This window comes from Oceanobacillus zhaokaii (assembly GCF_003352005.1).
Taxonomy (GTDB): Bacteria; Bacillota; Bacilli; order Bacillales; family Amphibacillaceae; genus Oceanobacillus; species Oceanobacillus zhaokaii.
The window spans coordinates 482996-496022 of the sequence record NZ_CP024848.1; the positions used below are offsets into that span (position 1 = coordinate 482996).

Annotated in this window: 13 protein-coding genes; 6 read left to right on the top strand and 7 right to left on the bottom strand. The window is 38.3% G+C overall.

Annotated elements, in window-relative coordinates; genetic code table 11:
* Nucleotides 1-223: 223 nt before the first annotated feature.
* The 3 genes from CUC15_RS02500 to CUC15_RS02510 all read right to left on the bottom strand — a co-directional run bounded on the left by CUC15_RS02500 (nt 224) and on the right by CUC15_RS02510 (nt 2083).
* Entirely contained in the window at nt 224-409 is a 186-nt protein-coding gene (locus CUC15_RS02500) for a YfhD family protein (RefSeq protein ID WP_114915210.1), read from the bottom strand.
* A 96-nt stretch (nt 410-505) separates the two neighbouring features.
* The gene (locus CUC15_RS02505; protein ID WP_114915211.1) at nt 506-1306 is read right to left on the bottom strand and encodes a TIGR00266 family protein; all 801 of its coding nucleotides are present in this window, start codon (nt 1304-1306) and stop codon (nt 506-508) included.
* 162 nt (nt 1307-1468) lie between these two features.
* Nucleotides 1469-2083: a spore coat protein gene (locus tag CUC15_RS02510; protein WP_114915212.1), complete on the bottom strand. Its 615-nt coding sequence runs from the start codon at nt 2081-2083 to the stop codon at nt 1469-1471.
* Nucleotides 2084-2222: 139 nt separating this feature from the next.
* On the opposite strand from CUC15_RS02510, the gene CUC15_RS02515 reads away from it, so the two are divergent.
* Complete coding sequence (locus CUC15_RS02515) at nt 2223-3170, top strand: MBL fold metallo-hydrolase (protein WP_114915213.1); 948 nt, start codon at nt 2223-2225, stop codon at nt 3168-3170.
* Nucleotides 3171-3301: 131 nt separating this feature from the next.
* On the opposite strand, the gene CUC15_RS02520 is transcribed toward CUC15_RS02515, so the two are convergent.
* A complete protein-coding gene (locus CUC15_RS02520; RefSeq protein ID WP_114915214.1) occupies nt 3302-3697 on the bottom strand; it encodes a VOC family protein in 396 nt (131 codons plus the stop codon).
* 162 nt (nt 3698-3859) lie between these two features.
* On the opposite strand from CUC15_RS02520, the gene nagZ reads away from it, so the two are divergent.
* On the top strand, nt 3860-5554 hold the full coding sequence (nagZ, locus tag CUC15_RS02525) for a beta-N-acetylhexosaminidase (protein WP_242985932.1): 1695 nt from the start codon (nt 3860-3862) through the stop codon (nt 5552-5554).
* Between the two features lie 92 nt (nt 5555-5646).
* Here nagZ and CUC15_RS02530 read toward each other — a convergent pair whose 3' ends face one another.
* Nucleotides 5647-6399: an exodeoxyribonuclease III gene (locus tag CUC15_RS02530; RefSeq protein WP_114915216.1), complete on the bottom strand. Its 753-nt coding sequence runs from the start codon at nt 6397-6399 to the stop codon at nt 5647-5649.
* 684 nt (nt 6400-7083) lie between these two features.
* Here CUC15_RS02530 and CUC15_RS02535 point away from each other — a divergent pair.
* From CUC15_RS02535 to CUC15_RS02550, 4 genes are read left to right on the top strand one after another with little or no spacing between them, the layout of a single operon-like run.
* Entirely contained in the window at nt 7084-7455 is a 372-nt protein-coding gene (locus CUC15_RS02535; protein ID WP_114915217.1) for a GntR family transcriptional regulator, read from the top strand.
* The gene (locus CUC15_RS02540) at nt 7452-8141 is read left to right on the top strand and encodes an ABC transporter ATP-binding protein (RefSeq protein WP_114915218.1); all 690 of its coding nucleotides are present in this window, start codon (nt 7452-7454) and stop codon (nt 8139-8141) included. Before CUC15_RS02535 ends, CUC15_RS02540 begins: the two co-directional genes overlap by 4 nt.
* Nucleotides 8138-8971, top strand: a complete 834-nt coding sequence (locus CUC15_RS02545; RefSeq protein ID WP_114915219.1) for a hypothetical protein — start codon at nt 8138-8140, stop codon at nt 8969-8971. The genes CUC15_RS02540 and CUC15_RS02545 overlap by 4 nt, the downstream gene beginning before the upstream one ends.
* A 19-nt stretch (nt 8972-8990) precedes the next feature.
* Nucleotides 8991-10232: a hypothetical protein gene (locus tag CUC15_RS02550; RefSeq protein WP_114915220.1), complete on the top strand. Its 1242-nt coding sequence runs from the start codon at nt 8991-8993 to the stop codon at nt 10230-10232.
* A 581-nt stretch (nt 10233-10813) separates the two neighbouring features.
* Here CUC15_RS02550 and trpA read toward each other — a convergent pair.
* Entirely contained in the window at nt 10814-11608 is a 795-nt protein-coding gene (gene trpA, locus CUC15_RS02555) for a tryptophan synthase subunit alpha (RefSeq protein WP_114915221.1), read from the bottom strand.
* Entirely contained in the window at nt 11609-12805 is a 1197-nt protein-coding gene (gene trpB, locus CUC15_RS02560) for a tryptophan synthase subunit beta (protein ID WP_114915222.1), read from the bottom strand.
* Between the last annotated feature and the right edge of the window lie 222 nt (nt 12806-13027).

Here is a 13027-nt window from a genome sequence, read left to right on the forward strand (position 1 = left end):
TGTTAAATCTAATGTAATGCATCTCCTGTATGTATGTCAAATACATGGGGATTAACTGTAAAGGATAAAGAGCGACCTAGCATTTTGATAGGCCGCACTTTATCTAAATGAAAATCTAGCCAAAGGGATAAAACAAAAACTTGTTCTATGACGATAAGGTGATTCAGATGAAAGCCAACGTTCAAGAGATAGAATTTCATCCCTGATAATCAAAAGAAAAGCGTCACAACTTAGGATTTTTTCCTTTTACACGTTGATCCGCAGCTTTACTTCTTGCTTGTGCTACTTTGTCATGTTCATCAGCAAATTCCTCAGAGAATTCTACGTCAATTCCATCGGTTACCAGTTGCTGTTTCGGTGTCTGTGCTAAGAAGTTATTCTTTGATTTATTATGGTCATCTCTACCCATGCCATCCACCTCTTTGTATAGGATTTTCATGGATAGTATGTGCAAAAAATAGTCCACTATTACCTAGAACAGCACGCCATTAACTGGTAATTAACCTTATCTGCTTCTGTCTCCACCAAAAATATCGAATAGACCTCCGGCAATACTGCCCTCATCCTTCGAACCACCCCTTCCAGGTGCAGCGGCAAATACTCTGCTAGCAAGCCTGCTGAATGGAAGGGATTGAATCCAAACAGTTCCGGGGCCGCGTAATGTTGCGAAGAATAATCCTTCTCCACCAAATAATGCGGTCTTCACACCTCCGACGAACTCAATATTATAATCAACGTCACCTGTCATTGCTACAAGACAGCCGGTATCTACGCGTAATGTTTCGCCAGGCTGAAGTTCTCTTTTATGAATCGTACCACCTGCATGAACAAAGGCTAAGCCATCCCCTTCAAGCTTCTGCATTATAAAGCCTTCACCGCCAAAGAAGCCTGTGCCAATTTTGCGCTGAAACTCAATACCAACTGTAACCCCCTTAGCAGCAGCGAGAAATGAATCCTTTTGACAAATCAGTTTTCCGTTTATTTCACTAAGATCCATTGGGATAATTTTCCCAGGATATGGTGAGGCAAAAGACACATGTTTTTTACCGACGCCTTGATTAGTAAAGGTTGTCATAAATAAGCTTTCACCAGTGATTACTCGTTTCCCGGCACCGATTAATTTGCCCATTAATCCACCTTGATCCTTGCTAGAACCATCGCCAAAAATTGTTTCCATGCGAATCTCGTCATCCATCATCATTAAGCTTCCTGCTTCAGCAATTACTGTTTCCTGTGGATCAAGCTCTACTTCGACAAACTGCATGTCGTCCCCATATAGTTTGTAATCAATTTCATGATTGTTCATTTCTCCTCATCCTTTCGACTATATTAATCCTATTACGGATAACTGATTATAAAGATTCGTTTTCTTCTTAAAAACTGAATATCACTATGTTTTAAGATGACAGCCTTTGCACTCCCTGCAAAATTAAAGGAGCCCATTATTTAGGACTCCTTTGGAATAATATTAATGTGGCATTGTACCTTGTACTGGTGCGAAGCCGTTAATATAGTTTTGCATATCTTCTTGTTTTAATTGTGGCACTTGATAATAGTGATGCTTGTTCTGGTATAAATATACTTCAAACGCCATTTCAATTAAATTAGGGACGCTATCAGCAAATACTCTTCGCAAAACAGGATTCGATGTTTCTAATGCTGTCATTGTAAAAGCCGATGAAGATGCTTTTAAATGTCCCATCCAAAATCCTGAGATACATTGATCATTTATCTCATTAGCAGATTGTGCAGGTGTCTTAGGCTGGGAAGGCTGCATTCCATAAAGGGTATTATTACTTGCAGTCATATTATAGGTTTGCGTTTTAACCGCAGGCTCGCTACCGGTTTTTAACGTTTCTACAATCGTATTATATGTCTGTGTTAAATAACTTTTATGCTGACCAAGCATTGTTTTTAACTCTGGATCCTGAATATGCGGTTCATACAGGAAATAATGTTCAAGAGCACCAATTAAGCCACCCATTGCTTCATGAACATCAAAAAGCTCGTGTCCACCATGGCTAAAATTTGCTGGCATCTGTGAAGAACCTTGAAATTGTTGGTTTTGCTGTTGATTTTGCAAATGAATTCCCTCCTTTGATAAGTCATGGTTAGTTTGAGCCGTATCGGTTTTGTTATGCATGAATTAAACTTAATATTTTTTTTAGATAAGATAGAAAAAATATGCTACGATGGAGAAAAATAATGACGGAGGGATTTTGATGGGGGAATATGAACAGATTCAAATTGACAGTCGCATCTCCTTAATTGACGGACATGATTTAGGGGTAGCAGGGCGAACAGGTACATACGTAATTCAAGAAGAGGCATTGACATTAATTGAAACTGGACCGAGTCCATCGATTAAACATGTTAAAAATGGACTAGCAGCACTAGGACTTTCACTAGAAGATGTAAGATATATAATTGTAACGCATATCCATCTAGACCATGCTGGTGGGGCTGGGTTACTGCTGCAAGAGTGCCCGAATGCAAAAGTTGTCGTACACCCTAGAGGGGAGAGACATCTTATCGATCCAAGGAAATTAGCAGCAGGAGCAAGAGCGGTTTATGGAGATAGCTTTGCTGAATTATTTGATCCTATTATTCCCGTTCCAGAGGAAAAAATAATAACAAAAACGGAAGGCGATTCGCTAAATATAGGACCAAGCTGTACACTGAAATTTTATGATACTCCTGGACATGCGAAACATCACTTCAGTATCTTTGATCCAATAAGTAATGGAATGTTTACCGGTGATACGGTAGGAGTTCGCTATGCACAATTAAATAGAAATGGCATTGACTTCTTCTTGCCATCGACGTCCCCAAATCATTTTGATCCAAATGCAATGGAAAAATCGATCAAGCGGGTCCGCGAACTGAATCTTGATCGAATCTATTTTGGACATTTTGGGATGACAGAGAACGTTGAGGAGGCATTGCAGCAGGTTTCCAAATGGCTTCCTATCTTTGTTGAAGAAGGAGAACAAGTAATAGCTGAGGGGAAGGGCTATGATGAGCTCGCAGTAAGGCTAATGGGGCGTATCCGAGAAACATTACGAGAACAAGGAATTGATGATGATCACGAAGTATATATTTTAATAAATTTAGATATGCAGGTTAGTTCGTTAGGAATTATCGATTATTTCCAGAAGTTGAAGCATTAATAGCCTTAATATTATCTCACTATAAAAAGGTCCGATGATTAATTCAAATAAACTGTGGATAAAATTTTGCTATCCACAGTTTTGAATGTGGTATTTTAAAAAAAGATATCCAATTGTAGATAATAAAATAACTATTTGGTATAATTTAGCTCCCAGGATATTCCGTTTCTATCTTTTACAATTGCATGTTTGGCACCCCAGAAGGTATCCTGTAATTCCATCTTTACTTCGCCATCTGCTGCAAGAGTATTGTAAACTTGGGTGATTTCTTCTTCACTTTCAAGATCTGGACCAAGTAATAGGTTGCTATCTTTAGCAGGTTCGCTACCGAGTATATCTGCAAAGTATAAAATACAATGTTCATTAATATGCAATTCGGCGTGAATATATTTGCCTTCATGGCCTTTGAACATGTCAATGCCATCAGCTAACTGCGTATTTTTAATTTCCCCGCCGAATACTTGCTGATAATAAGTGACCTCTTCTTTACAATTTTCGATTCGAATATGCGGTACAATTCGTTTCAATTTAAGCCCCTCCTGTTTAGTTAACTAATTTCCCTATATAATTAATGATACATAGCAAATGTTGAAAAAGCGAACCTTAAGTATTAGACATATTTCTCGTTTTCCAGATGACTTATACATATAGATAGTTCTGGCTTAAGACGGATAATGGAGGAATTTAATATGGTAAAGAAAATATTGTACGTTATTATACCGATAGTCCTTATTTTTATAATTGGTGACCAATTAATAACAAATGACGACGAGGGGAGTATCAATGATAATGAACAAGCTGAGATGAATTATGATTATGTACTACCCGAACCGGGTCATACGAAAAAGACCGTCGAAAATAAAATTATTAAAATCTTTGCACAGGCTGAAAAAGGAAAAATCCCTATGGTGCCTTTCATTCTTGGCGAAGCAACAGTGCAGGAAGTAACGTCCAAATGGGAGGAGCCAGAAACTACAATTGAAGCAGAAGGCAAGGACTATTCTGAATACCCATCCAAGCATGTCCATATTGGGTATCAACAAGATCGGATTGTTGATTTACGTTCATACGACGAAAAAGTACTTTCGGATATCTCTCTTAATGATATCGAGCAGACGAAGGGGGAAGCCGATGATATTCGTTATTACCGAGACGATGCATTTGATCAGATTATCCTTATTTATGATGTGAACAAGAATTTTCAATTGAAGCTAGTTTTCCCCATTCCCACCGATGATAATCCCAACCCATTTATTCATCATATTTCACTCGTTACTTTAGCTGATATCAATCTATTAGTACTTAATGAGAAAATAAAAAATATGAGCTTGGATGATAAGATTGGACAAATGCTTTTTGGCGGAATTTCTGGTACGTCGATGTCAGCTGAAACGAAAAGTTTAATAACAGAATATAAGATTGGCGGAATTATTTTATACGCAGATAATATGGGAAATCCTAAGCAGACAGTGGATTTAATCAATCAATTACGTAAGGAAAACAGCGGAAATACATTTCCGATGTTTATTGGTACTGATCAAGAAGGGGGAGATATTTCTAGACTGCCAGGAGATTTAGTTTCTCCTCCTAAAGCTAACGAGATTGGGGCACAAAATGATTCAGAGTCTGCGTTTGAGATTGGTGAATTACTTGCATGGCAGCTTCAAGCATATGGTTTCAATCTTAATTTCGCTCCGGTATTAGATGTAAATAGTAATCCAGATAATCCAATAATTGGCGAACGATCGTTTAGTGATGATGCTGATATTGTGAGTGAGCTTGGAACGTTAACAATGAAGGGGCTTCAGTCGCAGCAGGTAATTCCGGTTATTAAACATTTCCCTGGGCATGGTGATACGTCTGTTGATTCTCATTTAGAATTACCAATTGTCGACAAAAGTCTTGATGATCTTAAGGAGCTTGAATTAGTTCCATTCGAATATGCAATAAAAAACGGGGCAGACGTCATCATGACTGCACATATTTTATTACCAGAACTAGATCCCGATTATCCATCCTCGATGTCTAAAGAAGTGGTAACAGGACTGCTGCGTGAACAGCTGCATTATCATGGGGTTATTATAACCGATGATATGACAATGGAGGGGATTACCGATCATTATGAAATTGGTTCTGCATCGGTTGAAGCGGTGAAGGCAGGAAATGATATTATCATGATTGCACACGAGTACCAAAATATCGTCTCGGCTTTTAATGCGATTAAAGAAGCGGTAGAAAATGGAGAAATTTCCGAGGAACGAATTGATGAGAGCGTACGTCGAATCATTGAATTAAAGCAGGAATATAAATTAAATGACGAAAGGATTACCCCACTTAATCTTGAAAAGCTCAATGAAGCTGCTGAATCAATTCTTGAGGGATGAACATTCGCCTTCAAACGCTCCATTTATTCCTCTAAGTAATATATATTACTTAGAGGAATATGAATGGAGTATGAACAACTGCTCACATTCAATCAATCTATTTCAAGCATAATTGGGCAATGATCGCTGCCGAGAATCTGTGAATGTACTTGCGAATCAATTAAACGATTTGTTAGTCTTTCCGAAACAATAAAATAATCAATGCGCCAGCCGATATTTCGTTCACGAATGGTCTTCATATAAGACCACCATGTATATATATCTTTCTTATCTGGATAAAAATAGCGTAAACTGTCGACGAATCCTGATTCCAATAACTTTGTCATTTTCCCACGTTCTTCTGGAGTGAACCCAGAGTTTCCGTAGTTTGATTTATAATTTTTTATATCAATTTCTTGATGTGCAACATTCAAATCTCCGCAATAAATGATTGGTTTAATTGCATCCAATTCTTTTAGGTAGAGAGCGAGTGCATCCTCCCATTCCAAACGATAACCGAGTCTTGTTAAATCACGTTTCGCGTTGGGGGTATAAACATTTACTAAATAGAAATCTTCATATTCCAGCGTTATAATACGTCCCTCATCCTGCGTTTCTTCAATGCCAACACCATACTTTACTGAAAGAGGCTTCTTTTTTGTAAAGACAGCAGTGCCAGAATATCCCTTTCGTTCGGCATAATTCCAATATTGATAATAGCCTTCCAAATCCAACTCGATTTGACCAGCTTGTAATTTTGATTCTTGAATACAAAATATATCTGCATCCACTTCATGAAAATAATCTAAAAATCCCTTTCGTACACATGCACGAATTCCATTTACATTCCAAGATACTAGTTTCATTAAAATGGTTTCACCTCAAAAAAATTAATATATTCATTCTACCATATAAGGGTTGATCATTTGCTTATCACTAAGCAATAGATGTAATGAGTAGTTGATGTAAAGTGTGAACTAGTGATCATGGGCTAAGGCTCTCGGACCAGTCGCTCCAGAAATACACTATGCGCACCTTAGGGGAGCTGGTGAGCCTTCTCGTGCTTGCGCACTTCGAAGTCTCACCTAGGCTCTTCTTCCCGCAGGAGTCTCTGTGTATTTCTTCCGCTGAGGATTGTGCAGTTATCTTCTTTATAAGATATGGCTATATTACCTCTTTTATCGCCGTTGCTTGTTGCGGAGGACAGGAGACAAAGCAACAGCTGAAGATCCATCGGAAGTGGTCTTCTTCCGATGGAGCAGACTGCGTCGCCCTATGGGTGGGAAACTGTCCGTAGCGGAAATCAACTTTTCACTACACTTAGTTCGCAGTTTATCTAAAACAACTAACCATACGAAATGAACTTTAAAAAAATTCCCTTGACACAAAGAGTGTATTAAACATATAATACATTCAGAAGCGTATCACATCATTAATACACATTTTTTTGTGTTAAGTGTATTAAGGGGTTAATACAGTGTTTTTTTTACAATTAGTGTATTAATCATCTGATACACAATGCAACTAAGAGAAGGAAAGGAGTCGTTGCTATGAACGTGAACTTAAATAAGCGCGAGCCTGTTTATGTCCAAGTTATTCGGCATTTTAAGGAACAAATTGCAACGAGGAGCCTCGAACCGGGGCAAGAAATTCCATCAAGAAGAGAATTGGCGAACCAGCTAAAGATTAATCCGAATACGGCGCAGCGAGCATATAAGGAAATGGAGGAACAGGGATTGATTTATACCGAGGGAAATAGCCCAAGTAAAATCACAAAGGATAAGAAAATTTTAGGCAAAGTGAGGGAGGAACTGATTGAGCAGGCAATTGATTCCTTTATTGCTGCGATTCGGCCAATCGATGTTCCACTCGATGAAGTTGTCGGATTAATCCAGGAGAAATATAGGGGGGATAAAGAATGATCGAAGTAAAAGAATTGAAGAAAAGGTTTGGCCGCAAGCAAATATTAAATGGCGTTTCCTTTACTGCGAATAAGGGTGAGATAACATGCCTGATTGGTATCAATGGTGTTGGGAAAACAACGATACTAAAGGGAATAATGAATTTAACGCCGATGAATAGCGGGCAAATTCTAATCGATGGCAAGAAGTTGAACAAGGATACGTATGAAAAGATTACCTTTATTCCCGACGCAATAACAATGATACCGAGTATGACAATAGCGGAAGCAATGCAGTTTATGCAGGACTATTACAAGAGCTGGAATCAGGCACGTGCAACAGAATTGTTGAGCTTCTTTAAATTGAAACAAGAGGAAAAAATCTCAAGTCTATCTAAAGGAAACACGGCGAAAGTGAATTTACTGCTCGGTCTTGCACTTGATGTGGATTATCTGTTGATGGATGAACCATTTTCGGGAATAGATATATTTAGCAGAGAACAGATTGCCGATGTTTTTACTAGTCATTTAGTGGAAGATAGAGGTGTAATTATTACGACACATGAGATAAATGATATCGAGCACCTAATTGATAAAGTAGTCTTAATTGATAATGGAATTGTTTTAAAAGAATTTAGTACAGAAGAAATGCGCGAAGACGAAGGGAAATCCGTTGTCGATGTGATGAGGGAGGTTTATCGAGGATGAAGAGTTATTTGAAATTAGTTAACTTTGAAATCAGCAGGTTTATGAAAATTTACCTTGTGCTGATCGGAATTACGATTTTGTCACAGCTTATTGGTGTCATTGTAGTGGCAAAAAACTATGTAGCGAATGCAAATGAGGTTATTTACGTAGATTCAATGCCATTGGAGCAGTTTATTGAACAATACGGAAAGATGAATATGACGGCAGTTGTGGAAACTCTCTGGTTTGCTGGACCAATTGCATTATGTGCTGCAGCATTAATCTTTTATATCTTCTTTATTTGGTACCGTGATTGGGTCGGAAAGAACACGTTTATATATCGTTTGTTTATGTTGCCAACTGCAAGATTAAATGTTCTATTATCAAAAGCTACTGCAATATTTTTAATGGTGTTAGGTTTAATATCCATTCAATTAATCTTATTGCCAATTGGAAGCATGCTGCTTAAGTGGAATGTTTCCATGGACTTTAGAGCAGATATGACCATTAGGGAGATTATCAATAACTCTCATTATTTATTTATTTTGATTCCAGACTCATTTATTCAATTTGTTATTAATTACGGGATTGGCTTCATGGTTGTTTTTGTTCTGTTTACAGCTATTTTAATGGAAAGAAGCTTTCGTTGGAGCGGCATTCTACTCGGAATTGTTTATTGTGTGATAGCGGCGGTTGTATTCCTGGCACCTTTTATCTATGAGATTGGTTTCCAAGCAAGTTTCTTTTATCCAATGGAATTACTCGTAATTGAGACTATTCTAGGAATGCTAGTTATCGCTATGTCCATTTTGATAAGCAGTTTCTTACTAAATAAGAAAGTTAGCGTGTAAAAGGAAGGGAGAGAAAATAATGCGTTATTGGAAGTCTATTTCTGTCATTGTAGTTATCGTTTTAACGTTAGGAACGTTTTTTATTCAAGCAGCTTTTGCAGGTAATGAGAACCCGGAATTTACCATTACGAAAAAGAGCGGGGACGAAACAGTATTTAAAAATCTTGCGCTGCTAAGTAATTATCAAATGGCTGATTTAATGATTAGTACAGAAGGAAGCAAGTATCAGGAAGAATTGTCTTATATTGATCTTATCGTTGGAAATTACACGAATCCGAAAATTAAACAACTTCAAGCAGAATATCGCAGCTTCATGCGTGGAAAGGGAGATATTTTGGGACTGTATGAGGATGAGACATCATTAGCTTCTGCAGAAGTAAAGTTCAATTTTCACCGTGGTGAGGCAAATGATTTTTCCTTTGATATTGATGTGTTAGATAAAGAAACGAATGAGAAGACTTCATTTACATTAGATGTACCAGAAAAGAATAAATATAATTATGTGTATATCGAGGATGTACGGTTAGTAGAGAACGTAATGAAGGTGACGACTTATAATTCTATCCAGGAAAGTGAATCTAGTTATGGAGAGATGCATATTTATCACTTCAATCTAATAGAGCAAAAACTCGAGAAGGATGAGATTATCGAAACAGAGAAAGAGAAAATGAATGGGAAGTTGGATCATGTACGGTTAATTAATGATTATGATGAACTTGGTGGAGAGGAATATCTAGTGTTTGAAATACAATACGTGGAGGATGTCGATCCAGCAGATGAAGATTTACATTCAGAATATTATCCTGAATATATTGGAAGTGAGATTTCGATCTATAATCTTGAAACAAGTGAACAGAAAAAGGTAGAATTACCTGATGAAGCAGAGCAATCTTTGAAGCGAATCAAGGATACGGCCGGTGGGATTTATGTCCATAATTCTAAGCTTTATTTTATCGAAGTGACTGACGCAGGTATGAAAATAATGGGTTACAATCTTGAAAGTGGCGAGATTGAAAGTAAGCATTCTGTTGAAATCTCAAAAGCAGATATGGATATGCAAATGAGTTGGCCAATATTTAAAATAAAAGATGATAAATTATATGTTGTCAACGACGTTATTAATCGTGATACACAGACACCGATAATTGTAGCAGATTTAGCTACAGGCGATAAAATAGCGGAAGGATCCGTGGAAGCTAAGCATCAAGATAAGGACAAGGAAATTTATAATGTGAATGTTTATGATTTAGTGATTGAGTAATCAGGAACTACGATTTTTACGAATGGGTTTGGAGCTGACTATCGACTCCAGACCTATCCTTATAGATTATTGTATTAGGAACAAATATCTTATGTTTTGCATACAATTTATTATAAGTTCTAAATCTCACTTCACATGTGAGGATTAAAAAAGTAAAAGCAAATATTGATATCACTCCTTTTATTCTTTGAGACTGTAATTATATATTATCGATTATTGCATTTATTCCAGGGGAGATAAGTAAATGTGTGAATGCAGTAGGGATATGGACTATACAGAAAGCGGCTGCACGGAATATAAATATATAGAATCTAGACAAGACTTGACTTAGATTTAGATTATCCTTACAACCCATGATTCGCTCTTTTATTAGAAAGCCACCTGATCACTGGCTTTCCTTTTTTTTGTGCAGTGTCTGTCACTTCCCGAGTTTTGCTAAATCCTGTCGAAAATATAACAGGCAAAGCTACTTAAGAGCTCGCCTGTTTTGTATGTTGTAAGAGAAAATTATAGAATGTTTATAAACGGAAAAGTGGCTGATATTTGATAAACATCCCACACGCATGTAATATGAAATCAAGCTACCCTCGGACTCCGACCTCAATACTACCTTGAACAAGCTTCCTAACTTCCTCATCCTGCCCTTGATTAAATAAATCAACAATTCTACTGCCAACAATAACACCGTCGCAATGGGCACTAAGCTCCTGTGCCTGCTCAACACTTGAAACACCGAATCCTGCCAGAACAGGAACAGGGCTATTTTCTTTCAATACATCTAAATATGCTTTTACATTCTCGTCATGTGTCTGTCTCGCGCCAGTTGTTCCCATTACGGAAACCGCATATAGGAAGCCTTCTGAACGTTTGGCTATTTCAATCATTCGCCCTTTCGGACTTGTCATTGCAACTAAGCGGATGAAGGCGATAGAATGCTTCTGTAATAATTCAGCAATCATTTCTTCTTCTTCCATTGGTAAATCCGGAATAATAATGCCATCAACACCAGATTTTTCGCAGTCTGCAGCAAACTTTTCCATCCCATAGCTATAAATTGGATTTAAATAGGTCATTAAAATAATTGGCACCGGGGAGCTTGACGCTTTAAAATTCCGTAATTGACTGAGTACGGCTTTCAAGCTTGTGCCATTTGCTAATGCGCGTTGTCCTGCTGCTTGAATCGTTGGTCCATCAGCAATCGGATCCGAGAAAGGAATCCCGAGCTCAACGGCAGCAACTCCGCTTTTTGCTAAAAAATCAATTCTGTCCTCTAAATTATCGAGACCGCCATCACCAGCCATAATATAAGGGATAAATAATCTCTGTCCTGCTGATTGTTTTTCTTGAAAGCTGTATTCGATTCTTTCTTTACCCATTTATTTTTCCTCCAATCGATCTTTTACTTGCTCTACATCTTTATCACCGCGTCCAGATAGGCAAATAACCAATGTTTGATTGGCTTCCATTTCCTTTGCCAGTTTCATAGCGTAAGCAACCGCATGTGCGCTCTCTAATGCTGGAATGATTCCTTCAATCCTAGATAAAGCTTGAAAGGCATCCAATGCTTCTGTGTCCGTAATTGCAGCATAATGAACCCGACCGGTTTCATTCAAATGGCTATGTTCTGGCCCAACACCAGGGTAATCAAGTCCTGCAGAAATGGAGAATGCCTCCGTAATTTGTCCGTTTTCATCCTGTAAGAGTTTCGATAGCGTTCCGTGTAAAATGCCTTTCCTTCCTTTTGTAATCGTAGCGGCATGTTGATCCGTATCAATCCCAGCCCCAGCAGCTTCGACACCAACTAGTTTCACTGCTTCCTCTTCTATAAATGGATGGAACATGCCAATTGAATTACTGCCACCACCGACACAGGCAACGATTGAGTCTGGTAGTTTTCCAGTTTGTTCAATAATCTGTTTCTTTGTTTCCTTACCGATTACAGATTGCAAATCACGAACAATCTTCGGAAATGGATGTGGTCCAACAGCGGATCCTAAAATATAATGAGTATCGTTCACGTTGCTCGCCCAGTATCGTAGTGCTTCATTCGTTGCATCCTTTAATGTGCCACTTCCATGAGCGACACTGCGCACTTCTGCTCCTAATAATTCCATGCGGAACACATTCAGTTTTTGTCGGCGAATGTCCTCCTCGCCCATAAATACAATACATTCGAGACCAAAAAGTGCACATACTGTAGCAGTCGCAACTCCATGCTGGCCTGCGCCGGTTTCAGCGACGACCTTTTTCTTGCCCATTCGAAGTGTCAGTAGTGCCTGACCTATCGTATTATTAATTTTGTGTGCGCCAGTATGGTTTAGATCTTCACGTTTCAAATAAATATTTGCCCCGCCAACTTCTTTCGTTAACTGTTCAGCAAAGTATAGAGGCGTTTCCCTGCCCACATATTGCTTCAAATAATAGTTTAATTCCTCGATAAATTGTGGGTCATTCTTAGCCTTTTCATATGCTTCCTCTAATTCTAGCAGTGCGGGCATCAATAGTTCTGGTACGAATCTTCCTCCAAAACTGCCATATCTTCCGGCCTCGTCGGGCATTGTGTAGGTTGTCATTAATCGTCTCATCCTTTCAATTGATAAGTTAAGAAAGTATAAAATATTTCTTACTACATAAGTGGGGCCTACAGGATGTAGGTCAGTTCGGTGTTGCGACAGATGTTTTCGGTGGGACGAGTAATCGGAGTCCCAAAGGTTTTCGTTGGGGCGAGTAACCGCAGTCCCAAATGATTTCGGTGGGACGAGTAACCGCAGTCCCAGGACGTCCTAGTTTTTAAC